The following is a 21,751-nucleotide window of genomic DNA, read 5'->3' on the forward strand; positions in this document are numbered from 1 at the left end:
TTCTTTGTGGCGTCCCTTTTCTTGCCAACGTAGGCAGCAGGACGCCGCTCATCGGAGCGATTATTTGTGACCTTTTCGCCGAAACAGAACAACCCACAGCCCCGTGCAGTCAGTGGGTCACCGGGGCGTCGCCCGAGGAGCGCTCCCACCGCCACGCCATCTGCAGGAGGCAGCGTGGCCTTGTCCCGCCTGCTCCAGCCGGTTGCACGGGGGTTGCAGGATATTCGGGCAGGCCGTTCGGGCAGCGCGGTGTTGGAGGCTGTTCCCGCGCAGCAGCGGCCCGGTGTACAGGCTTTGCTTTTCCAGGTGCTGCGTTCACTCGGTAGGGCCGAGGCCTTGCGAGCCCAGTTGGCCCCCCGCAAGCCATCGCCAGCGGCGGATGCCTTGTTGTGCACGGCGCTGGCGCTGATGTGCGATGAGGACAACGCCCCCTACGAACCATTCACCCTGGTGAACCAGGCTGTGGATGCTGCCAAAGGCAATAGCGCCACGCGAACGCAGGCAGCCTTCATCAACGCCTGTCTGCGCCGATTTCTGCGTGAACGTGAACCACTGATGCAGGCCACGCACAATGATCTGCAGGCGCGGTGGAACCACCCCCGCTGGTGGGTGCACCGCGTGCAGCAAGACCACCCTGAACAGTGGCAGCAGATTTTGCAGGCCAACAACACCCAGGCACCGATGGTGCTAAGAATTAATGAGCAAAAAACCACGCTAGCGCTTTATCAGCAAGCGCTGACAGCTATCAATTGTGAGTCGTATGCGGTCGGTGACACCGGCCTGGTGTTGCACCGTGCACTGCCAGTGTCGGACCTGCCGGGCTTCTTTGACGGACTGGCTTCCGTGCAGGACGCGGCTGCCCAGATGGCCGCGCCCTTGCTCTTGGACGGACTTGTTTTTGATCGTCCCATGCGTGTCCTTGATGCCTGCGCGGCGCCCGGGGGCAAGACCGCACACATGCTGGAATGGGCGGGCTCCAATGCGGCCCTGCAGGTGACCGCGCTGGATGTAGACCCCGAGCGCTGCGAGCGTATCCGCGGCACGCTGGAGCGCCTGGGGCTGCACGCCCAGGTGCTGGCCGCCGATGCAGGGCGACCGCAGGACTGGTGGCAAACGCACTGCGGCGGCGAGCCGTTTGATGCGATCTTGCTGGACGCACCGTGCACTGCCTCGGGCATTGTGCGCCGCCATCCCGATGTGCGTTGGCTGCGCCGGGAGAGCGATATTGCGCAATTGGCCGCCATCCAGGCCCACCTGCTGACCACCCTTTGGCCCTTGCTGCGGCCGGGCGGACGCCTTCTCTACTGCACCTGCTCGGTCTTTCGGGCCGAGGGCGATGGGCAAGCACAAGCGTTTCTTGCGCGCCACAAAGATGCACAACTCTTGCCCTCCCCGGGCCATTTGTTGCCTGGTATGGGCGCCAAAGGGAAAGCAGTCCCAGACAATCAGCCAGGTGAACATGACGGCTTTTTTTACGCACTCTTTCAAAAAGCAACGGCCTGACGTATCCATGGCACGCCTCTGGGTCCGTGGCTGGGTGCGCTGGTGGCTGGCAGTCTTGCTGGCCTTGAGTCTGCCGGTGCATGCAGAAAGCCGTGCGAGCATTCCAGAAATGGGACTGGAATGGAGCGAGGAAGGCGTGTTCCTCAGCGCCGTGTTGCAGTTTGACCTGCCTACGCTGGTGGAAGATGCCCTGCACAAGGGCATACCCATGTATTTCGTCACCGAAGCGGAGCTGGTGCGGGACCGCTGGTACTGGTACGACCAACGCATCGAAACCACGGCGCGCTATATGCGCTTGAGCTACCAGCCGCTGACCCGGCGTTGGCGTTTGAATGTATCGCCTGTGCCCTTTGAGGGCAGTGGTCTGGGTGTGGCATTTGGCCAGAATTTTGATGAACTGGCCGATGTCTTGGCTGTCATGCGGCGCATTGCCCGCTGGAAGATTGCAGAGACCCAGGCCATCGACCCGCAAGCACGGTACAACGTGAACCTGCGTTTTTGGCTCGACATGTCGCAGTTGCCCCGGCCCTTGCAGATTGGGGCCATGGGCCGGTCGGGCTGGAGCCTCTCCATAGCGCGCAACCAGCGCCTGACGATGGAGCTGGGGCGATGAGCCGCACCGGCGAGGCTCAGCGCCCCTCGAACGCCGTGCGTTGGGCGTTGGGTGTGGGGGCCGCCGTCATGGTGGCCATTGGCTTGGTGCTTTTATTCTTGCTCACGCTGACCACCAACAACAGGGTGCTGTACGAGCGCAACTATGCTTGGCTGTTCGGCATCAACGTGGTGGTTGCCGTGCTGTTGGTGGCCGTCCTGGCCTGGGTGGCTTTGCGGTTGATCATGCGCCTGCGGCGCGGGCGTTTTGGTAGCCGCCTGCTGGTCAAATTGGCCGCCATTTTTGCCTTGGTGGGGCTGGCGCCGGGGCTGATGATCTATTTTGTTTCCTATCAGTTCGTATCGCGCTCTATCGAAAGCTGGTTTGACGTCAAGGTAGAGGGGGCGCTAGCGGCCGGCGTCAGCCTGGCGCGCGCCACGCTGGAAATGCAGGCCACGGACATGGCCACCCGCACGCGCAATGCCAGTACCCAGCTGGCGCAGGTGCCAGACTCCACGGCCGTGCTGGCGCTTGAGCGCATTCGGGATCAATTGGGTGCCTCGGACGTGGTGCTCTGGAGCGCCGCTGGTCAGATGGTGGCGAGCGTGGGGCAATCACGCTTTCGCATCAACCCGCAACGGCCAACCGCACAGCTGTTGCGTACGGTGCGCGAGCAGCGGGCAGTGAGCCAGATCGAGGGGCTTGAAGACCTGACCGATCTGGGCGACCAGGCCGCGCTCAAGAATGTTCGGGTCACTGCCATGGCCTTGGTGCCGAGCACCGCCATGGGATTTCTGGCTGAGCCGCGCTACCTGCAGGTCACCCTCCCATTGCCGTCGGTTCTGGTCGATAACTCTGTTGCAGTGCAGGAGGCTAACCGCGAATACCAGGAGCGTGCCCTGGCCCGGGGAGGGTTGCGACGCATGTATATCGGCACGCTCACGCTCAGCCTGTTTCTCGCGGTTTTTGGTGCCGTGCTGCTCGCCGTGTTGCTGGGGAACCAACTGGCTCGCCCCTTGTTGGTGCTGGCCGAAGGCGTGCGCGAAGTCGCGGAAGGCAACCTCAGCCCCAAAGCGGTATTGCAAGGCAAAGACGAACTTGGGGGGCTGACGCGCTCTTTTGCGTTGATGACGCAGCAACTCGCTGACGCACGGGGCACGGTAGAGAAAAGCATGGAGGCTGTGGACGCGGCCCGTGCGCGATTACAGACCATTTTGGACAACCTGACGGCGGGCGTCATCGTGCTGGATCGGCAGGGCACCATTCGCACCTCCAATCCGGGGGCAACGCGGATTTTGCGCGCTCCCATGGCGGCCTACGAAGGGCGGTTATTGGCGCAGGTGCCCGGCCTGGAAGCGTTTGCTGCCGCTGTACAGGAGCAGTTCCACGCCTACCTCGGCCACGGCGATACCCACGGGCTGGACCATTGGCAGCAGTCGTTTGAGCTCCACGAGTCACCCAGCGGTGCTGGTCACCATGCCACCAGCCTTGTGGCCCGGGGCGCCGAACTACCCGATGCTGCGTGGCTGCTGGTTTTTGATGACATCACCGAGATCGTATCGGCACAACGTGCGCAGGCCTGGGGTGAAGTGGCGCGCCGATTGGCCCATGAAATCAAGAACCCTTTGACCCCGATCCAGCTCTCGGCCGAGCGGCTGGAAATGAAGCTGACCGGCAAGCTGCCCGCCTCTGAACAAGCCTTGCTCACCAAGTCGGTCAAAACCATCGTTGACCAGGTCGATGCCATGAAACGTCTCGTCAACGAGTTTCGTGACTATGCCCGCCTGCCCGCCGCAGAGTTGCAGCCTCTAGACCTCAATGCCCTGGTGTCTGACGTGTTGCAACTGTATGAAGCCGAGCATGCCAGCGTTGCCGTACAGGCACAGCTCGACCCCCATTGCCCGCGCATCCTGGGGGATGCCCAGCAGCTGCGCCAAGTAGTACACAACCTGCTGCAAAACGCGCAGGACGCCACAGACCAGGCCGGAGCCAATGCGGCCGAGCCAGGCGCATTGCAGCCCGTGTGCATCAGCACCCACTGGAGCGAAACCTCGCAGCGCGTGCGATTGCGCGTTAGTGACCATGGAACAGGCTTCCCCGCGCACATCCTGCAGCGTGCGTTCGAACCTTACGTCACGACCAAGGCGCGCGGAACAGGACTGGGGCTGGCTGTCGTGAAAAAAATCGCCGATGAGCACGGTGCCCGCATCGATCTGTCCAATCGGCAGGAGGAAGGCGTGGTACTGGGCGCTCAAGTATCGCTATCATTCGCCCCTGAGCACAGGGTGGCGTCCTGACAACACTGTGCACTGCAGTTTTAAGGCACTTCATACATGGCAAACATATTGGTGGTTGACGATGAACTCGGCATTCGGGACCTTCTGTCGGAAATCCTGAACGATGAAGGGCACAGCGTAGATCTTGCCGAAAACGCAACGCAAGCCCGGGCTGCCCGCATCAACGGCACCTATGACCTGGTATTGCTCGACATCTGGATGCCCGATACCGATGGTGTCTCGCTCCTCAAGGAATGGGCGGCCGGTGGCCTGTTGACCATGCCGGTGATCATGATGAGCGGCCACGCCACCATTGATACGGCGGTTGATGCCACGCGCATTGGTGCTTTTGCGTTCCTGGAAAAGCCGATCACCATGCAAAAGCTACTCAAGGCTGTGGAGCAAGGGTTGGCGCGCCAGTCGCTGCGTCCAGCAGCTCCGGCTCCTGTCGTTGCGGCCAGCCCGCCGCCTGCCGACAGTGCTATCTACGCGGCGCATAATCTTCCCATCACCATGGAGGCCGACACCGGTCCGCACGCCCATCAAGGGTTCGACCTGGACCGCCCCTTGCGCGAAGCGCGGGATGGGTTCGAGAAGGCGTATTTTGAATTCCACCTCGCACGGGAGGGGGGCTCCATGACCCGCGTTGCTGAAAAAACAGGCCTGGAGCGCACCCATCTTTATCGCAAACTGCGCCAGCTGGGTGTCGACCTGGCGCGAGGCAAACGTAATTAATTCGGTTCAGCGGAAAAGACGAAAAAATTTTGGTTATAATTTGAGGCTTAGGCCCGGTAGCTCAGTCGGTAGAGCAGAGGATTGAAAATCCTTGTGTCGGCGGTTCGATTCCGTCCCAGGCCACCAAAATCAAACGCCCCAGTGCCCTCAACGGTTCTGGGGTGTTTTTGCATTTGCGCGCAGTGGGATTGTGATTTTGGGGCTGTGACAGGGCCGGGATGTCTAGGCCTCAATCTCTTACCAGGGCTGGCCAGGAATACCGGACCACAGCTCGCTGAGATCCGGGAAGCGCCACCGATCGGGATCTTCGCGGGCCGCGATTTTTTCGGTGCAGTGGAGTGCTGAAAGATCCACTATTTCAGGAGGAATGCGCAAATCCGATTTTGACGAGTAAAACACCTTGACCACCGGTGTGACCAGCGACTTGGCCGCTTGCTCCGTCACCACGCCAATACGCCCTGAAGTCAGGCGCACCAACGAACCCACCGGATAGATGCCAATGCTTTTGACAAAAGCCTGGAACAGGCGCGCGTCGAAGTGGTCGTTGGTCCATTCGGCCATGCGGCGGATGGACTCCGACGGGTCCCAGCCGCGCTTGTAGGGGCGGTCTGAGGTGACGGCGTCGTACACGTCGCAGATGGCGGTCATTCGGGCGATCAGGCTGATCTTGTCGCCCTTGAGCTTGTCGGGGTAACCCGTGCCGTCGATCTTTTCGTGGTGGTGCAGGCAGGCGTCGAGCACGGTGGCTTCCACATTGCCGCCTTCCTTGAGCATGTGGTAACCCTCCACCGGGTGGCTTCGCACCACGGTGAACTCATCGTCGGTGAGCTTGCCTGGCTTGTTCAGCACAGACATGGGAATGGCGGCCTTGCCCAGGTCATGCAGCAACCCGGCCATGCCGGCGGTGCGGGTGTGCGCGTCGCTCAAGCCCAATTGCCGGGCCAGTGCCACCATCAGGGCGCAGACGGCTACTGAGTGCATGTAGGTGTAGTCGTCCGCCGTTTTCAGGCGCGCCAGGCTGATCAGCGCACCAGGATTGCGGGACACGGAATTGGAAATCTCCGCCACCAGGCTGGATGCGCTTTCTGCGTCTACCGCGTTGCCCATGCGGGCCTCGCTGAACATCGACACCACGGCCTGCTTGGCCTGGCTGCAAATGGAGGCGGCCCTGCGCAATTCGCCCTGCATGGTGGTGGATGCACGATCATTGGCAGAGGGCAGTGGTTGAGCCGATGGCTCAACCACCATGGGTGGCAGGTCTTCCAGGTGGCTGAAGTCGGTGTCGATGCGGGCGTCCACCTCTTCGCGAGAGAGCGAGGTCGTGCCGGCCGCTACGTCTTTGCCCCGGGAGACATCGATCCAGACCTCACGGATGGCGGTGGCACGGATCAGTGCCAGGTCTTTCGGGTCGGACAGAATGAACTTGGTGCGCCAGAAAGGGTGCTCCATCCAGGAACCACAGAACTCCTGCAGGTACATGCCCAAGGTGAGATGTTTGACATCAATGCGTTTGAGCATGAACCAGACTCAAATGTAAATACACGGTAACAATAGGCGGCCATGTTAGCCTTTTTCACTCACGATGGCTGACACTAACCTTCCCGTTCGCAAAAAATCCACGATGCCTGGGGTAGCGCAAAAGGCGCTGCACAAGCTCGGCCTGGTGCGCGATATTGACCTGGCGTTGCACCTGCCGCTGCGCTATGAAGATGAAACGCGCATCACGTTGCTGCGCAATGCACGCGATGGCGACATGGTGCAGGTCGAAGCCACCGTCACTGCCAGTGAGGTGCAATTGCGCCCGCGCAGGCAGTTGCTCGTGCAGGTAGACGATGGCACCGGAACCTGCGAATTGCGCTTCTTCAGTTTCTACCCCTCGCACCAGAAAACCCTGGCCCTGGGCGCGCGCCTGCGTATCCGGGGGGAAGTCAAAGGCGGCTTCTGGGGACGGCAAATGCTGCATCCGGCTTTCCGGGTGGCCGGTGGAGAACTGCCCGCCGCCTTGACGCCTGTGTACCCGACCACGGCCGGCCTGCCCCAGCCCTACTTGCGGCGGGCGGTGGCGATGGGCCTGCAGCGCGCGGACCTGTCCGATACGCTTCCCCCTGGCGTGGAGTTGCCATTCGCCAAAAATTCAGGTCAAAACGGCCTCCAGGGCTCATGCAGCCTGCGGGAAGCGCTCATTTTTTTGCATCACCCGGCGCCCCATGTGTCTCTGGCCGCACTCGAAGACCGCAGCCACCCCGCCTGGCAGCGCCTGAAGGCCGAGGAATTATTGGCCCAGCAGTTGTCGCAGCAGCAGTCGCGGCGCGCGCGTGACCAGCTTTGTGCCCCGGTCATCCAGCCGGGTAGCGGGGCACCGGGCCTGCCGCCCTTGCACGAGCAATTGCTGGCCGCGCTGCCTTTTGGGTTGACGGCTGCCCAGCAGCGCGTGGGTAAAGAAATCGCGGCTGATCTGGCCCGTACGCGGCCCATGCACCGGCTGCTGCAAGGCGATGTCGGGTCGGGTAAAACCGTGGTGTCGGCCCTGGCTGCCTGCCTGGCCATGGAGGTTGGCTGGCAATGCGCTTTGATGGCGCCGACGGAAATTTTGGCCGAACAGCACTTCGCCAAAATGATCAGCTGGCTCGAACCCTTGTTGGCAGCGCGGGGGCGTTGCGTGGCCTGGTTGGTGGGCGGGCAAAAAAAGAAAGAACGTGCGGCCATGCTGGCAAGGGTGGCGTCCGGCGAGGCCGCGCTGGTGGTGGGCACGCACGCCGTCATCCAGGAGCAGGTGCAGTTCAAGAACCTGGCGCTGGCCATCATCGACGAGCAGCACCGCTTTGGTGTGGCCCAGCGCCTGGCACTGCGTAAAAAACTGGCGGCGCCGGAGGGCTCGGGGTGGAGTGAGCGGCAAGCGGCCGCCGCAGATCGGGATGGGCGGCAAGGCGCGATGCCCCACGCCGAGCTCCCCGCGATGGAGCCGCACATGCTGATGATGAGCGCAACGCCCATTCCGCGCACCCTGGCCATGAGCTATTACGCCGACCTGGATGTCTCGGTGATCGACGAATTGCCCCCGGGGCGCACGCCCATCGTCACGCGGCTGATTGCCGACAGCCGCAAGGACGAGGTCATCGCACGCATTGCCAGCCAGGTGGCGGCGGGGCGGCAGGTGTACTGGGTGTGCCCGCTGATCGAGGAGAGCGAGACACTGGACCTCTCCAATGCCACTGCCACCCATGCCGATCTGAGCGAGGCTTTGCCCGGCACTGTGGTAGGCCTGCTGCACTCGCGCATGCCCAGTGCCGAAAAGAAAGCCGTAATGGCCGAATTCAGCGCAGGGCGCATGGGTGTGCTGGTGAGCACCACGGTGATTGAAGTGGGAGTGGACGTGCCCAATGCCTCGCTCATGGTCATCGAGCATGCCGAGCGCTTTGGCCTGAGCCAGTTGCACCAACTGCGCGGTCGCGTGGGGCGCGGTGCGGCTGCGTCGGCCTGCGTGTTGCTGTATGCCACCAACGACAGTGGCCGTGTGGGGCAAACCGCCAAAGAGCGTCTGCGCGCCATGCAGGAAACCAACGATGGATTCGAGATCGCCCGGCGCGACCTGGACATCCGCGGCCCGGGAGAGTTTTTGGGCGCACGCCAGTCGGGTGATGCCCTCTTGCGCTTTGCCGACCTGGTGACCGATACCCACCTGCTCGAATGGGCGCGGGCGCTTGCGCCGGTAATGTTGGACCGCTACCCCCAGCACGCCGAGCGGCATGTGGCGCGCTGGCTGGGCGGCAAGGCCGACTACCTCAAAGCGTAGAGGTGCCCGGGTGTGCGATGTGGGTGGCCTCCCACGCCTCAATGGGCACCGGCCGACCCAGCAGATAACCCTGGCAGAAATGGCAGCCATGGCTGATGAGAAAGGCGCGCTGTGCCACGGTCTCCACGCCTTCGGCCACGACCTCCAGCCCCAGCGCATCGCTCATCACCAGAATGGCGCGAACAATGGCGCTACTGGTGTTGTCGTTCAGCATGTCGCGGGTGAAGGACTGGTCGATCTTCAGCAGGTCAAAGGGCAAGCGCTTCAGATAGGACAGCGATGAGTAGCCCGTGCCGAAATCGTCCAGCGCGAAGCGCAGCCCCAGGTCGCGCAATTGGTGCATCTTGGTGATGGTGGTTTCGATGTCGCCCAGGATCGCGCTCTCGGTCAGCTCCAATTTCAGGCCGCCGGAGTCAATGCCCGTGCGGTTGAGTGTTTCGTGCACCAGGGCCACAAAGTCGGCCTGGTGAAACTGCTTTGCGCTCACATTGACGGCCAGGGTCAGATGCCGGGTGGTCGGGCTGAGTTGCCATTGGGCCAATTGCTGGCAGGCGGTGTCCAGCACCCACTGGCCCATGGGCAGGATCAGGCCGGTTTCTTCCGCCAGCGGGATGAAGTCGGCGGGAGATATGGCTTTTCCGTCTGCGCCTATCCAGCGAATCAGGGCTTCGGCGCCGACCACGGAGCCTGCCTGATCGACCTGTACCTGGTAGTACAGCTGGAAAGCACGGTGCTCGACAGCATCGCGCAAGCCCATCTCCATGGCCACGCGGGCATCCATGGAGGCCTGCATCGTGTCATCAAAAAACAGCACGCTGCCTCCGCCTTCTTCCTTGGCGCGGTACATCGCTACCTCGGCCTGCTGGAGCAGTACCTCCGGGGGCGCCTTGCTGGCACTGAACAACGTGACACCTGCACTGTTGGCGGCATAGAGTTTCCTGGTAGCGCCTAACTCATAGGGCGCCGCCAGCGTGTTGTGCAACTGCTGTGCCAACTGGTGCGCAGCAGCCATGGCCTGTTCAGCGTCTGCGCCGAGGTTCTGCACGATGGCGGCAAACGTGTTGCTGCCCAGGCGTGCCACCGTATTCTGCGCGCCCATGCAATCCTGTATGCGCCGGGCCATCTCGCACAGCAGCAGGTCGCCTGCGGCATGGCCCCAGGTGTCGTTGATTTGCTTGAAGCGGTCGATGTCGGCCAGTAGCAGCACGCCGTGCTGTGCACTGGCCCCGAGCGCCTGCTTTAACCGGTCTTGCAACAGGGTGCGGTTGGGCAGGCCGGTCAGGGTATCGTAGTAGGCCAGCCGGTGCACCAGTTCCTCAGACTGCTTTTGCTGCGTGATGTCTTCCTTGGTGGCGACGTAGTGGGTCACCTGGCCGCTCGCATCCACGATGGGGGCAATGATGGCCATTTCCACATAGGTGGAGCCGTCTTTGCGGGTGTTGGTGAACTCGCCGCGCCACGGTTTTCCGGACGCCAGTGCCGCCCACATGGCCTTGTACGTCGCTGGGGCGGTTTTGCCACGGTTCAGTATGCGGGGGTTGTGGCCCAGCACTTCATTCCGCGTGAAGCCGCTGTTGCGCACAAAGGCCTCGTTGACGTATTGAATGCGCGCTTGTGTATCGGTAATGATGATGCTCTCAGGGCTCTGCTCCACGGCGGTGGACAGGCGCCGCAAATCCATGTCGCGCTTTTGCAGCTCGTCGGCCATGTGGTTGATGCCTCGCTCCACGGCATGCATTTCACGCACATTGGAGTACTGTGAGATCGGTGTTTCCAGGCGCCCTGAGGCGACGTTGTCGATCGCCGCGGTGATCTTGTGTGTCCAGGCCTCGATCAGGTCATAGACGCAATAGCGTGCCGTCAGCACCGACACCAGGGCAATGCCTGCAAGCAGCGCAATGCGCAGCCAGAACCCCTGGTCAATACCGGCCACCGTGTGGCCCAGAGGGGCGCCGACGGCGAACACCAGGGGCGTGTGTGAAAAACGCGACGACACAATGCCGTACATGCGCCGGTTGCCGTCCGGGCCCACCAGTTCGCTGACGGTTTGGCCGTTTTGCAGCGCAGTCAGAAATCGCTCGGCGACCTCGGGCGGCAGTCGCTGTGCTGGCGCAAGCCCCTCGCTGGGGTGGTGAGACAGCACCGCGCCCGTGCCGCTGAGCAGAAAAGCGTTCCATCCCACGGGTAGTTTGAATTGCGCCACCAGCTTGTCAAACCAGCCGATCTGGATGGAGGTGAACAGGATGGCCTTGAGTTGGCCCTGGGCGTCGTGCACCGGGTAGCCAAAGGTCATGCCGGGTCTGTGTGAAATGCGTCCGACCAGAATTTCACCGGTCGTAATGCCCTGGCCCATGCTGGCATCGCGGAACCATTGGCGATCGCTGACCGTGACCACCGTGCGCAGCGAGATGGCACTGCAGAAAACGGCGCCGTTGGGCAGCACAGCGCCAACGTTGGCGACATCCTCCATGGATTGCATCAAGCGCTGCGCCAGACCAGAGCAGTCTGCGCCATCGAGCGATTGCAGGTTGTCGGCACGGGCCATGATCTGGAAGGTCTGGCGCATGCTGCGCAAGGCTGACTCCTCTGTCATATGAACCGCCGCCAGCATGCGGCCGACTTCATTGTCTAGGGCTGCGATCGCGTCATGGCGCCGTTCCCGGTAGTCCAGGAAAGCCATCAAAAAAACCGGAAGGCAGGCCATGGCAATAATTGCCCACAGGCGCAGATGCAAGGACCTGGTGGTGCGCGGTGTCATGGTTCGTGCATCATAGAGGGATTGATCCTGCACAGCACGGTATTTGGATGTGTGCTGCGCAAGGCACCGGGTGCCCATACTGCTACTCACATGACTCTCACCGAACTCAAATACATCGTTGCCGTGGCACGCGAAAAGCACTTTGGCCGTGCCGCCGATGCCTGTTATGTGTCGCAGCCCACGCTGTCGGTGGCGGTCAAAAAGCTGGAAGAAGAGCTGGACGTCAAGCTGTTTGAGCGCAGCGCCGGAGAGGTCAGTGTGACCCCGCTGGGCGAGGAAATCGTGCGCCAGGCCCAGAGCGTGCTGGAGCAGGCCGCCGCCATCAAGGAGATTGCCAAGCGCGGCAAGGACCCGCTGGCGGGAGCGTTGACGCTGGGCGTGATCTACACCATCGGCCCTTACCTGTTGCCCGATCTGGTGCGCCACGCCATTCGGAATACCCCCCAAATGCCGTTGATGCTGCAGGAGAACTTCACCGTCAAGCTGCTTGAAATGCTGCGCACGGGCGAGATTGACTGCGCCATCCTGGCCGAGCCTTTCCCCGACACGGGGCTGGCCATGGCGCCTTTGTATGACGAGCCCTTTCTGGCCGCTGTTCCCAGCAACCACGCGCTGGCCGCACAGCCCTCGGTGTCGGCGGCGGAACTCAAGAGCGAAAACATGCTGCTGCTGGGCGCTGGCCACTGCTTTCGCGACCATGTGCTGGAGGTGTGCCCCGAGTTTGCGCGCTTTGCCAGCAACGCCGAGGGCATCCGCAAGACCTTCGAGGGCTCGTCGCTGGAGACCATCAAGCACATGGTGGCTGCTGGCATGGGCGTCACCTTGGTGCCGCGCCTGGCGGTGCCGCGCGAGGCGCTCTCGCGCCAGGCCCGGCGGCGCAAAAGCGATGAACCGCATATCCGCTACCTGCCCATCCTGGAGAGCGACGGCAGCGCACCGCCCACGCGCCGTGTGGTGCTGGCCTGGCGGCGCAGCTTTACGCGTTATGAAGCCATCGCCGCGCTGCGCAACGCCATTTATGCCTGTGAGCTGCCGGGAGTTACGCGGCTGTCATGAGCGCGCAATGCACGGTGGTCGCCGTCCTACATCGCACCGCCAAGCCTTGCGTTACAGTGAACCGGTAGCTCCTGTGAGCTTGCAGTTGCGTGTTTTGACCGCATGCGGATGTTCCCAGGTTCGATTGTTTATCCACCCCAGGAGATGACTATGGCCAAAGCCGCCAACACTACCAAAGCTCCCAAATCCAAGGTTCCTGCCATCCATATTGGCATCAGCGACAAGGACCGTGCTGCCATCGCCAGCGGCCTCTCGCATTTGCTGGCGGACACCTACACGCTCTACCTCACTACGCATAACTTCCATTGGAACGTGACGGGGCCGATGTTCAATACGCTGCACCTGATGTTCATGGGCCAGTACACCGAACTGTGGAACGCCGTGGATCCGATTGCCGAGCGCATCCGTTCGTTGGGCCATGTAGCGCCGGGTTCGTATGCCGAGTTCGGCAAACTCGCCAGCGTGCCCGATGCGCCCAGCAAGCCACCCAAGGCCCTGGACATGGTGCGCGTGCTGGTCGAAGGCCATGAAGCCGTGGCGCGCACGGCACGCAGCATCTACCCTGCGGTGCAACGTGCCAGCGATGAACCCACGGCCGACTTGCTGACCCAGCGCCTGACCGTGCATGAACAGACGGCCTGGATGCTGCGCTCCTTGTTGGAAGAGTAAATCTGTTGCGCCTGGCGGCCTGCGCGTGGCCGGCCGGGCACTGCACTACACTGCGGCGGCATCGGTTCGGCCTGCGTGCCAGTAGGCCGGATGAGCCCCAGTCTTTTTTCGTCTGTATGTCTCCCTCGCCGCGCAGCCGCCTGTCCCTGTACCTTGATCTCATCCGCTGGAGCCGCCCCGCAGGGTGGCTGCTGTTGCTGTGGCCCACACTCAGTGCGCTGTGGCTGGCCGCTGGCGGCTTTCCGGGCTGGCACCTGGTGGCGGTGTTTACGCTGGGGACCATCCTGATGCGCAGTGCCGGTTGCTGCGTGAACGACGTGGCCGACCGGGATTTTGACCGGCATGTCAAGCGCACGGCGCAGCGCCCCATCACCAGCGGCGCCGTGTCGGTGCGCGAGGCTCTGGGCGTGGGAGCTGTACTGGCACTGGTGGCGTTTGCGCTGGTGCTGACCACCAATGCGCCGACGGTGGTCTGGTCGCTGCCCGCCCTGGGGGTGACCATTCTTTACCCGTTCACCAAGCGGTTTTTTTCCATGCCCCAGGCCGTGTTGGGCGTGGCTTTCAGCATGGGCATCCCCATGGCCTTTACCGCCGTGCAGGGCCAGGTGTCCTGGCTGGCGCTGTGGCTGGTGCTGGGTAACCTGTTGTGGGTGCTGGCCTACGATACCGAATACGCCATGGTGGACCGCGATGATGACTTGAAGCTGGGCATGCAAACCTCGGCCATCACGCTGGGACGCTTTGATGTGGCTGCCATTGTGGCGTTCTACCTGGGTTTTGTGCTTATTTGGGCTCTGGCCCTTGCACCGTTTGCGCTGGGTGCTCTGTTTTATGTTGCTATTGCCGTGGTGCTGGCGCAGGTAGCCTGGCACTGGACCCTGATTCGGGGGCGTACGCGCGAAGGCTGTTTCAAGGCCTTCCGCGAGAACCACTGGATCGGATTCACCTTCTTTGTGGGCATTGCTGGCAGCTACGCATTGCGTTAAATGCTATTAAATATATAGCTGTCAGCGCTTTAAAATAGGGCGTTAGAGGCTAAATTTACCTAAAGTTTAAGCGCCAAACTCATTGCCCAGCTCGTGGGCGCGTTGCTGCGCTGCCTGCATGGCGCGCACAAAGGCCTCCCCCACGCCGTCCTGTTCCATCGACTGCAGCGCCGCATAGGTGGTGCCGCCCTTGGAGGTGACGCGCTGGCGCAGGACTTGAGGCGACTCGTCCGATTGCCGGGCCAGCTCCGAGGCGCCTACAAAGGTGCCGACCGCCAACTGGTGGGCCTGGGCGGGTGTCAGGCCCATGGCCGTGCCTGCGCGGGCCATGGCCTCCAGAAAGTAAAAAACATAGGCTGGGCCGGAGCCGGACAGAGCAGTGACGGCGTCGAGCTGCTGCTCATCGTTTACCCACAGGAATTCGCCCGTGGTTGCCATGATGGTCTCGACCTGCTGGCGCTGTGCTGCGCTGACGCCAGTGCGGGCATACAGCGCACTCATGCCCTTGCCCACCAGCGCGGGGGTATTGGGCATGGTGCGTACGATGCAGTCGCTGCCCAGCCAGCGGGCAATGCTGTCAGAGCGGATGCCGGCAGCCACGCTCAGGTGCAGGGCATGCTGGGTGTGCTCGCGCGCCTGCGCGGCGGCGTCCTTGAAGGTTTGTGGCTTGACAGCCCAGACCACGATGCCCGCGCGCGCCAGCGCGGGGCCGGCCGTTGCCTGCGCCTGGATGTCGAAGTTTTTTTGCAATGCCACCCGGGCTTCCTCCCACGGTTCAACCACCTCGATCTGGTGGGCGGGGTGGCCCTGGCGGATCAGCCCACCAATGATGGCGCTGGCCATGTTGCCGCCACCGATGAAGGCGATCATGGGCAGGGGGATGGAGGCTGCGGAGGCGGAAGTCTGGCTCATGGTGCGGTGCAGGTGCTGCTGTGGAGCCCGCCATGGTAGCGGCATCGGTGGCATGCGCCACCCATGGGCGCACCTCAGGCCAGCGTGGTCTGGCGCACGGCATGTTCCCAATGGGCCATCAGCTCTTGTGCGCGCGCGGCGCCCAGCGTGGGGACAAAGCGGCGCTCGGCGCGCCACAGCTGCGCGAGTTCTGCGGTGCTGCCATACACCCCGCTTGATAACCCGGCCAGGTAGGCGGCACCCAGCGCGGTGGTTTCGATCACAGCGGGCCGTACCACCGGAATGCCCAGCAAATCCGCCTGGAACTGCATCAGCAGGTCGTTGATGCAGGCGCCGCCATCTACGCGCAACTCGCTCACCGGTGCGCCACCGGCAGCCACGGCGTCGCGGCTCATGGCCAGCAGCAGGGCGGCGCTTTGGTAGGCAATGCTTTCCAGTGCCGCGCGGGCGATGTGGGCAAGGGTGGTGCCGCGTGTCAGGCCGGTGATGGTGCCGCGTGCGTCGGGTTGCCAGTACGGTGCGCCCAGGCCGGTGAAGGCGGGCACCATCATCACGCCACCCGAGTCGGGCACGGAGAGCGCCAGGGGCTCCACCTCGCTGCTGCTGGAGATGGCACGCAGGCCGTCGCGCAGCCACTGCACCACGGCGCCGCCGACGAAGACGCTGCCCTCCAGCGCAAATTCGGGTTGTGTCCCAGGCTGGGCGGCGCTGGTGGTGAGCAGGCCGTTTTGGCTGGTCTGGAACGTGGAACCTGTGTGCATCAGCATGAAGCAACCGGTACCGTAGGTATTTTTTGCCATGCCTGCGGTGAAGCAGGCCTGGCCGAACAGCGCACTTTGCTGGTCACCTGCCACTCCGCCGATGCGAATGGTGTGGCCCAGCAGGTCCGCTGCGGTGTCGCCAAAGTGGGCGCTGGACGGCAGCACCGCGGGCATCAGTGCCTTGGGAATGCGCAGCAGCGCCAGCAGTTCGTCGTCCCACTGGTTGGTGTGCACATTGAGCAGCATGGTGCGCGAGGCGTTGCTCACATCCGTCACGTGCACCTGGCCGTGGGTCAGCTGCCAGATCAGCCAGCTATCGACGGTGCCAAAAGCCAGCTCGCCGCGCTCGGCCGCCTCGCGTGCGCCGGGCACGTTGTCCAGCAGCCACTGCAGTTTGGTGCCTGAAAAATAAGCGTCGATCAACAGTCCGGTCTTGGACTGGATGGTGTCCGCCTTGCCCTGTTCGCGCAACTGCGCACAGGCGGGTTCTGCGCGCCGGTCCTGCCAGACGATGGCGTGGTGCACGGGCCGCCCGGTCTTGCGGTTCCACAGCACGGTGGTTTCGCGCTGGTTGGTGATGCCTACCGCCCGGATGTCGCGGGCGGTGATGCCTGCCTGCTGCAGGGCGGTGCGCGCCGTGGCGAGCTGGGTGCGCCAGATCTCCATCGGATCGTGCTCCACCCAGCCGGGGCGGGGGTAGATCTGAGGAAGTTCGAGTTGCGCCTGGGCCACGATGTGGCCGCGTTCATCGAACACGATGCTGCGTGAACTGGAGGTGCCTTGGTCGAGGGCGAGCAGGTAGGTCATGGTGTGTCAGTGAAAGGGCGCGCTGGAGGAGCCGTGGGATCAGGGTGCGGCAAGCACCAGTTCCACATCGGCGTTTTCCAGCAGAGCGGGGAAGGGCGCAGGCGGCTGCTCGTCGGTAAACAGGCGGTCGATTTGGTCCAGGGTGGCCAGCTGCACCATGGCAGGGCGGTTGAACTTGCTGTGGTCGGCGGCCAGCCAGACCTCGCGGGCGTGTTCCACGATGGTTTGTGCCACTTTCACCTCGCGGTAATCGAAGTCGCGCAGCGAGCCGTCGTCCTCGATGCCCGAGATACCAATGATGGCGATATCCACCCGAAACTGGCGAATGAAGTCCACGGCGGCTTCGCCCACGATGCCCCGGTCGCGCGAGCGCACCACGCCCCCGGTCACGATGACCTCGCAATCGGGGTTGCTGCACAGGATAGCCGCGACGTTGAGGTTATTGGTAATGACGCGCAGGCCCTGGTGCTTGAGCAGCGCCTTGGCAATGGCTTCGGTGGTGGTTCCGATATTGAGGATCAGCGAGCAGTTGTTGGGCACCCGTTGCGCCACCGCCTTGGCAATGCGCGCCTTGCCCTCGGAATTGAGCGTTTCGCGCTGGGTGTGGGCAATGTTCTCTACCGTGGAACCCGGCATGCGCACGCCCCCATGGAACCGGGTGAGCAGCCCGTGCTCGGAAAGACGCTGCACATCGCGCCGCACCGTCTGCAGGGTCACTCCCAGAGTTTCGGCGAGTTCTTCCACCGTGGCCGACTGGCGGGCGCGCACTTCTTCGAGCAGAAGCAGTTGTCTGGGATTGGTGTTCACGCAGATTTTTGGGGAAAGGTGGCGGGTGTTGTTACTGTAAATCGAAAAAAAAGGAACCAATTAAGGGTTAACCTTGATACATTTCGAACAAAAAAGAACAAAAATGAAAAAATACGAAAATCAACATGCTGCGGCAATCCTCCTAACACGCTGAAAAGCTGGGAGCGGCGTGCCGCAGGAAAGGTCAAGCAATGGAGCTGGTTCTGGAGCGCATCAGCAAAAAAGTGGGCGCGCAAACCTGGCTGTACGACATGGATCTGGCCCTGCACAGCAACGCCGTGACGGTGTTGTTGGGGGCTACGCAGGCGGGCAAAACCAGTCTGATGCGCATCATGGCCGGGTTGGATGCGCCCAGCAGCGGGCGGGTGCGGGTGGATGGGAAGGATGTGACGGGCATGCCGGTGCGCCAGCGCAATGTGGCCATGGTCTACCAGCAGTTCATCAACTACCCCTCGCTTACTGTGGCGGACAACATCGCGTCGCCGCTCAAGCTGCGCGGTGAAAAGAACCTGCAGGCGCGCGTACGCGAACTGGCCGAGCGCCTGCACATAGAAATGTTTCTGGACCGCCTGCCCGCCGAGCTTTCAGGCGGACAGCAGCAGCGCGTGGCCTTGGCCCGCGCGCTGGCCAAGGGCGCGCCGCTCATGCTGCTCGATGAACCCCTGGTGAACCTGGACTACAAGCTGCGCGAAGAATTGCGTGAAGAACTCACGCAACTGTTTGCCGCAGGGCAGTCTACCGTGGTGTATGCGACGACCGAACCGGCGGAGGCCCTTTTGCTGGGCGGCTATACGGCCGTGCTCGACGAAGGGCGACTGCTGCAATACGGCCCCACGGCCGATGTGTTCCACGAGCCCTGCTCGCTGCGCGTGGCGCGCGCCTTCAGCGACCCCCCCATCAACCTGGTGGCGGCTGGGTCGGCAGCGAACGGCCTGCGACTGCAAGGCGGTGTGGAGCTGGTGCCGCGCAAGCCCCTGGCAGCGCCTGCCAGCGCAAATCTGACCGTTGGGGTGCGTGCCAGTGCGCTGCGCGTGCAGGCGCGCCCTGGCGATGTGGCAGTGCAGGGTACGGTGGAGCTGGCCGAGATTTCCGGCTCCGATACCTATGTGCACGCGACGACACCGCTGGGCGACCTGGTCGCCCAGATCACGGGGGTGCATTACTTTGATCTCGGGGCCTCGGTCACGCTGTACTTCAGCCCTGCGCAGGTCTATGTGTTTGGCGGCGATGGCGGCCTGCTGCTGGCGCCGCAGCGCACGGGGGGGATTTGACATGGCGCATATCACGCTTGATCTGGCGCATTCGTACAAACCCAACCCCCATCAGGACAGCGACTACGCGCTGCTGCCGCTCAAGATGGAGTTCGAAGACGGTGGCGCTTACGCGCTGCTGGGTCCGTCGGGCTGCGGCAAGACGACCATGCTCAACATCATGTCGGGCCTGCTGGTGCCTTCGCATGGCAAGGTACTGTTCGATGGCAGCGACGTGACGCACAAGAGTCCTCAGCACCGCAACATTGCCCAAGTGTTCCAGTTCCCGGTGATCTACGACACCATGACGGTGGCCGAGAACCTGGCCTTCCCTCTGCGCAACCGCAAGGTGCCGCAAGACCAGATTCGCCAGCGCGTCGGAGTCATTGCCGAGATGCTGGAGATGAGCGGACAGCTGGACCAGCGTGCGGCGGGCCTGTCGGCCGATGCCAAGCAGAAGATCTCGCTGGGCCGGGGGCTGGTGCGCTCGGATGTGGCCGCTGTGCTGTTCGATGAGCCACTCACGGTGATTGACCCGCACCTCAAGTGGCAATTGCGGCGCAAACTCAAGCAGATCCACCATGAGCTCAAGCTCACGTTGATCTATGTGACCCACGACCAGGTCGAGGCGCTGACCTTTGCCGACCAGGTGGTGGTGATGACGCGCGGCCGTGCCGTACAGGTGGGCTCGGCTGATGCATTGTTCGAGCGGCCACAGCATGTGTTTGTCGGGCATTTCATTGGCTCGCCGGGGATGAATTTTCTGCCCGCGCAATTCGACACAGGGCGCTTGCAGGTGGCTGGCCATGCCCTGGAGCTGCCAACGCCGCGCGTGCTGCCTGCGGGTGCGCTGCAGGTGGGCATACGGCCTGAATATCTGTCACTGGCGCAGTCGGGCCAGGTCGGCGCCTTGCCGTGCACCGTGTCGCGTGTGCAGGATATCGGCACCTATTTCATGCTGACCGCACAGGCAGGTGCGCACCAAGTCAAGGCGCGTTTCAACACGGAACAGCGCTTGCCCTCTGCCGGCGATCAGGTCTGGCTGCAGGTGCTGGGTGAACACACTTGCTTCTACCAAAACGAGGAGTTGTTGCCATGAGCGGAACCACCAAACCGGTGAACCAAAAAGCCTGGTTTCTGATTCTTCCGGTGCTGCTATGTGTGGCCTTCTCGGCCATCATTCCTTTAATGACGGTGGTGAACTACTCGGTGCAGGACATCATCTCGCCCGAGCGCCGGGTGTTCGTCGGGGTGGAGTGGTTTGCCTCGGTAATGCGCGATGAGGAATTGCACTCTGCACTGTGGCGGCAAATTACCTTTTCGCTGGCGGTGCTGTTGGTGGAGATTCCGCTGGGTATTTTGCTGGCGTTGTCCATGCCTGCGCAGGGATGGAAGTCTTCTGCCGTGCTGGTGGTGGTGGCGCTGTCGCTGCTGATTCCGTGGAACGTGGTGGGCACGATCTGGCAGATCTATGGGCGTGCCGACATCGGCCTGCTGGGATATACGCTGCAAAAGATCGGCATCGATTACAGCTACACGGGCAATGCCACGCATGCCTGGCTCACGGTGCTGGTGATGGATGTATGGCACTGGACGCCGCTGGTTGCGCTGCTGTGTTTTGCCGGGCTGCGCAGCATTCCCGATGCGTACTACCAGGCCGCCCGGATCGATGGGGCCAGCAAGCTGGCGGTGTTCCGCTACATCCAGCTGCCCAAGATGCGGGGCGTGTTGATGATCGCGGTGCTGCTGCGTTTCATGGACAGTTTCATGATCTACACCGAGCCGTTTGTTCTGACCGGCGGCGGACCGGGCAATGCCACGACCTTCCTGTCGCAGTACCTCACGCAGAAGGCGGTCGGCCAGTTTGATCTGGGGCCGGCGGCAGCCTTCTCGCTGATCTACTTCCTCATCATCCTGCTGATGTGTTTCATCCTCTACAACTGGATGCAGCGCATGGGAACCGCCGACGCACAAGGGGCTGGCCATGAATGAAAAACGTTTCCAGAAGCGCACGCTGTTCCTGATCGCGTACCTGATTTTTGCTGTGTTGCCCATCTACTGGATGATCAACATGAGTTTCAAAACGAACGAGGAAATCCTGTCGCATTTCTCGTTTTGGCCCCAGCACTTCACCTGGGCGAACTACAAAACCATCTTTACGGATCCCTCGTGGTATTCGGGCTACATCAATAGTCTGATCTATGTGGCCATCAACATGGTGATTTCGCTCACTGTGGCCTTGCCTGCGGCCTACGCATTCTCACGCTACCAGTTCCTGGGTGACAAGCATGTGTTTTTCTGGTTGCTGACCAATCGCATGACGCCGCCGGCGGTTTTCCTGCTGCCGTTCTTCCAGCTTTACACCACGGTGGGCCTCATGGATACGCATATCGCGGTGGCATTGGCGCACCTGCTGTTCAACGTGCCTTTGGCGGTGTGGATTCTGGAAGGGTTCATGAGCGGCATCCCGCGCGAGATCGATGAAACCGCCTACATCGACGGCTATTCGTTTCCACGTTTCTTTCTCACCATCTTCCTGCCGCTGATCAAGGCGGGTGTGGGTGTGGCGGCGTTCTTCTGCTTCATGTTCAGCTGGGTGGAGCTGTTGTTGGCGCGCACGCTGACCAGCGTGAATGCCAAACCCATCGTGGCCACCATGACGCGCACGGTCAGCGCATCGGGTATGGACTGGGCCACGCTGGCAGCAGCGGGTGTCCTGACCATCGTTCCGGGCGCCATCGTGATCTGGTTTGTGCGGCATTACATCGCGAAGGGTTTCGCGATGGGCCGTGTGTAACGTTTTCATGGGACAGGCCTTTAGCGCTGTTGTGCCCAATTGAACAAGG

General features: G+C 62.4%; 17 protein-coding genes and 1 tRNA gene. 13 read left to right on the forward strand and 5 right to left on the reverse strand.

The features are described from left to right. Positions 1-174 precede the first annotated feature (174 nt). The 5 genes from rsmB to C8D04_RS16560 all read left to right on the forward strand — a co-directional run bounded on the left by rsmB (position 175) and on the right by C8D04_RS16560 (position 5,232). Entirely contained in the window at positions 175-1,503 is a 1,329-nt protein-coding gene (gene rsmB / locus C8D04_RS16540) for a 16S rRNA (cytosine(967)-C(5))-methyltransferase RsmB (protein WP_116005808.1), read from the forward strand. 7 nt (positions 1,504-1,510) lie between these two features. Next, positions 1,511-2,116 (forward strand): DUF4390 domain-containing protein, encoded by a 606-nt coding sequence (locus tag C8D04_RS16545; protein ID WP_116005809.1) that lies wholly within the window; start codon positions 1,511-1,513, stop codon positions 2,114-2,116. Next, positions 2,113-4,392 (forward strand): ATP-binding protein, encoded by a 2,280-nt coding sequence (locus C8D04_RS16550; RefSeq protein ID WP_116005810.1) that lies wholly within the window; start codon positions 2,113-2,115, stop codon positions 4,390-4,392. Before C8D04_RS16545 ends, C8D04_RS16550 begins: the two co-directional genes overlap by 4 nt. A 36-nt stretch (positions 4,393-4,428) precedes the next feature. Beyond that, positions 4,429-5,106 carry a response regulator gene (locus C8D04_RS16555; RefSeq protein ID WP_116005811.1) on the forward strand — a complete coding sequence of 226 codons (678 nt, stop codon included), beginning with the start codon at positions 4,429-4,431 and terminating at the stop codon, positions 5,104-5,106. A gap of 50 nt (positions 5,107-5,156) precedes the next feature. After that, a tRNA-Phe gene (locus C8D04_RS16560) sits at positions 5,157-5,232 on the forward strand. Positions 5,233-5,343: 111 nt separating this feature from the next. On the opposite strand, the gene C8D04_RS16565 is transcribed toward C8D04_RS16560, so the two are convergent. Beyond that, positions 5,344-6,624 (reverse strand): HD-GYP domain-containing protein, encoded by a 1,281-nt coding sequence (locus C8D04_RS16565; RefSeq protein ID WP_116005812.1) that lies wholly within the window; start codon positions 6,622-6,624, stop codon positions 5,344-5,346. Between the two features lie 103 nt (positions 6,625-6,727). Between C8D04_RS16565 and recG the strand changes: the two genes are divergently transcribed. Next, positions 6,728-8,899: an ATP-dependent DNA helicase RecG gene (gene recG / locus C8D04_RS16570; protein ID WP_233521213.1), complete on the forward strand. Its 2,172-nt coding sequence runs from the start codon at positions 6,728-6,730 to the stop codon at positions 8,897-8,899. Here recG and C8D04_RS19050 read toward each other — a convergent pair. After that, positions 8,889-11,657, reverse strand: coding sequence for an EAL domain-containing protein (locus tag C8D04_RS19050; protein ID WP_116006245.1), 2,769 nt, complete (start codon positions 11,655-11,657; stop codon positions 8,889-8,891). The two genes, recG and C8D04_RS19050, sit on opposite strands and share 11 nt — an antisense overlap. A 90-nt stretch (positions 11,658-11,747) precedes the next feature. Here C8D04_RS19050 and C8D04_RS16580 point away from each other — a divergent pair, with 90 nt between their 5' ends. The 3 genes from C8D04_RS16580 to ubiA all read left to right on the forward strand — a co-directional run bounded on the left by C8D04_RS16580 (position 11,748) and on the right by ubiA (position 14,368). Then, positions 11,748-12,713 carry a LysR substrate-binding domain-containing protein gene (locus C8D04_RS16580; protein WP_116005814.1) on the forward strand — a complete coding sequence of 322 codons (966 nt, stop codon included), beginning with the start codon at positions 11,748-11,750 and terminating at the stop codon, positions 12,711-12,713. A gap of 150 nt (positions 12,714-12,863) precedes the next feature. Then, entirely contained in the window at positions 12,864-13,382 is a 519-nt protein-coding gene (locus tag C8D04_RS16585) for a Dps family protein (RefSeq protein WP_116005815.1), read from the forward strand. Positions 13,383-13,498: 116 nt separating this feature from the next. Continuing rightward, the gene (ubiA, locus tag C8D04_RS16590; protein ID WP_116005816.1) at positions 13,499-14,368 is read left to right on the forward strand and encodes a 4-hydroxybenzoate octaprenyltransferase; all 870 of its coding nucleotides are present in this window, start codon (positions 13,499-13,501) and stop codon (positions 14,366-14,368) included. Positions 14,369-14,434: 66 nt separating this feature from the next. Here ubiA and proC read toward each other — a convergent pair whose 3' ends face one another. The 3 genes from proC to C8D04_RS16605 all read right to left on the reverse strand — a co-directional run bounded on the left by proC (position 14,435) and on the right by C8D04_RS16605 (position 17,655). Further along, a complete protein-coding gene (proC, locus tag C8D04_RS16595; protein WP_116005817.1) occupies positions 14,435-15,280 on the reverse strand; it encodes a pyrroline-5-carboxylate reductase in 846 nt (281 codons plus the stop codon). A gap of 74 nt (positions 15,281-15,354) precedes the next feature. After that, entirely contained in the window at positions 15,355-16,848 is a 1,494-nt protein-coding gene (gene glpK, locus C8D04_RS16600; protein ID WP_116005818.1) for a glycerol kinase GlpK, read from the reverse strand. 39 nt (positions 16,849-16,887) lie between these two features. Further along, positions 16,888-17,655, reverse strand: coding sequence for a DeoR/GlpR family DNA-binding transcription regulator (locus tag C8D04_RS16605; protein WP_116006246.1), 768 nt, complete (start codon positions 17,653-17,655; stop codon positions 16,888-16,890). Between the two features lie 191 nt (positions 17,656-17,846). Here C8D04_RS16605 and C8D04_RS16610 point away from each other — a divergent pair, with 191 nt between their 5' ends. Genes C8D04_RS16610 through C8D04_RS16625 form a run of 4 tightly spaced genes read left to right on the forward strand, consistent with a single transcriptional unit; the run spans position 17,847 to position 21,702 of the window. Next, entirely contained in the window at positions 17,847-18,926 is a 1,080-nt protein-coding gene (locus tag C8D04_RS16610; protein ID WP_116005819.1) for an ABC transporter ATP-binding protein, read from the forward strand. A gap of 1 nt (position 18,927) precedes the next feature. Next, positions 18,928-20,004, forward strand: coding sequence for an ABC transporter ATP-binding protein (locus tag C8D04_RS16615; protein ID WP_116005820.1), 1,077 nt, complete (start codon positions 18,928-18,930; stop codon positions 20,002-20,004). Further along, the gene (locus C8D04_RS16620; RefSeq protein WP_116005821.1) at positions 20,001-20,897 is read left to right on the forward strand and encodes a sugar ABC transporter permease; all 897 of its coding nucleotides are present in this window, start codon (positions 20,001-20,003) and stop codon (positions 20,895-20,897) included. The genes C8D04_RS16615 and C8D04_RS16620 overlap by 4 nt, the downstream gene beginning before the upstream one ends. Then, positions 20,890-21,702, forward strand: coding sequence for a carbohydrate ABC transporter permease (locus C8D04_RS16625; protein WP_116005822.1), 813 nt, complete (start codon positions 20,890-20,892; stop codon positions 21,700-21,702). Before C8D04_RS16620 ends, C8D04_RS16625 begins: the two co-directional genes overlap by 8 nt. Positions 21,703-21,751: the final 49 nt, after the last annotated feature.

Source organism: Simplicispira sp. 125 (genome assembly GCF_003096555.1).
Lineage (GTDB): Bacteria > Pseudomonadota > Gammaproteobacteria > Burkholderiales > Burkholderiaceae_C > Simplicispira.

Bases quoted from the DNA above. Each gene is read 5' to 3' on its own strand.
- C8D04_RS16545 (WP_116005809.1), top strand. From the start codon at position 1,511: ATGGCACGCCTCTGGGTCCGTGGCTGGGTGCGCTGGTGGCTGGCAGTC.
- C8D04_RS16565 (WP_116005812.1), bottom strand. From the start codon at position 6,624: ATGCTCAAACGCATTGATGTCAAACATCTCACCTTGGGCATGTACCTG.
- C8D04_RS16585 (WP_116005815.1), top strand. From the start codon at position 12,864: ATGGCCAAAGCCGCCAACACTACCAAAGCTCCCAAATCCAAGGTTCCT.
- C8D04_RS16610 (WP_116005819.1), top strand. From the start codon at position 17,847: ATGGAGCTGGTTCTGGAGCGCATCAGCAAAAAAGTGGGCGCGCAAACC.
- C8D04_RS16580 (WP_116005814.1), top strand. From the start codon at position 11,748: ATGACTCTCACCGAACTCAAATACATCGTTGCCGTGGCACGCGAAAAG.
- recG (WP_233521213.1), top strand. From the start codon at position 6,728: ATGCCTGGGGTAGCGCAAAAGGCGCTGCACAAGCTCGGCCTGGTGCGC.
- C8D04_RS16625 (WP_116005822.1), top strand. From the start codon at position 20,890: ATGAATGAAAAACGTTTCCAGAAGCGCACGCTGTTCCTGATCGCGTAC.
- C8D04_RS16550 (WP_116005810.1), top strand. From the start codon at position 2,113: ATGAGCCGCACCGGCGAGGCTCAGCGCCCCTCGAACGCCGTGCGTTGG.
- C8D04_RS16615 (WP_116005820.1), top strand. From the start codon at position 18,928: ATGGCGCATATCACGCTTGATCTGGCGCATTCGTACAAACCCAACCCC.
- ubiA (WP_116005816.1), top strand. From the start codon at position 13,499: ATGTCTCCCTCGCCGCGCAGCCGCCTGTCCCTGTACCTTGATCTCATC.
- glpK (WP_116005818.1), bottom strand. From the start codon at position 16,848: ATGACCTACCTGCTCGCCCTCGACCAAGGCACCTCCAGTTCACGCAGC.
- C8D04_RS16555 (WP_116005811.1), top strand. From the start codon at position 4,429: ATGGCAAACATATTGGTGGTTGACGATGAACTCGGCATTCGGGACCTT.
- C8D04_RS16620 (WP_116005821.1), top strand. From the start codon at position 20,001: ATGAGCGGAACCACCAAACCGGTGAACCAAAAAGCCTGGTTTCTGATT.
- C8D04_RS19050 (WP_116006245.1), bottom strand. From the start codon at position 11,657: ATGACACCGCGCACCACCAGGTCCTTGCATCTGCGCCTGTGGGCAATT.
- proC (WP_116005817.1), bottom strand. From the start codon at position 15,280: ATGAGCCAGACTTCCGCCTCCGCAGCCTCCATCCCCCTGCCCATGATC.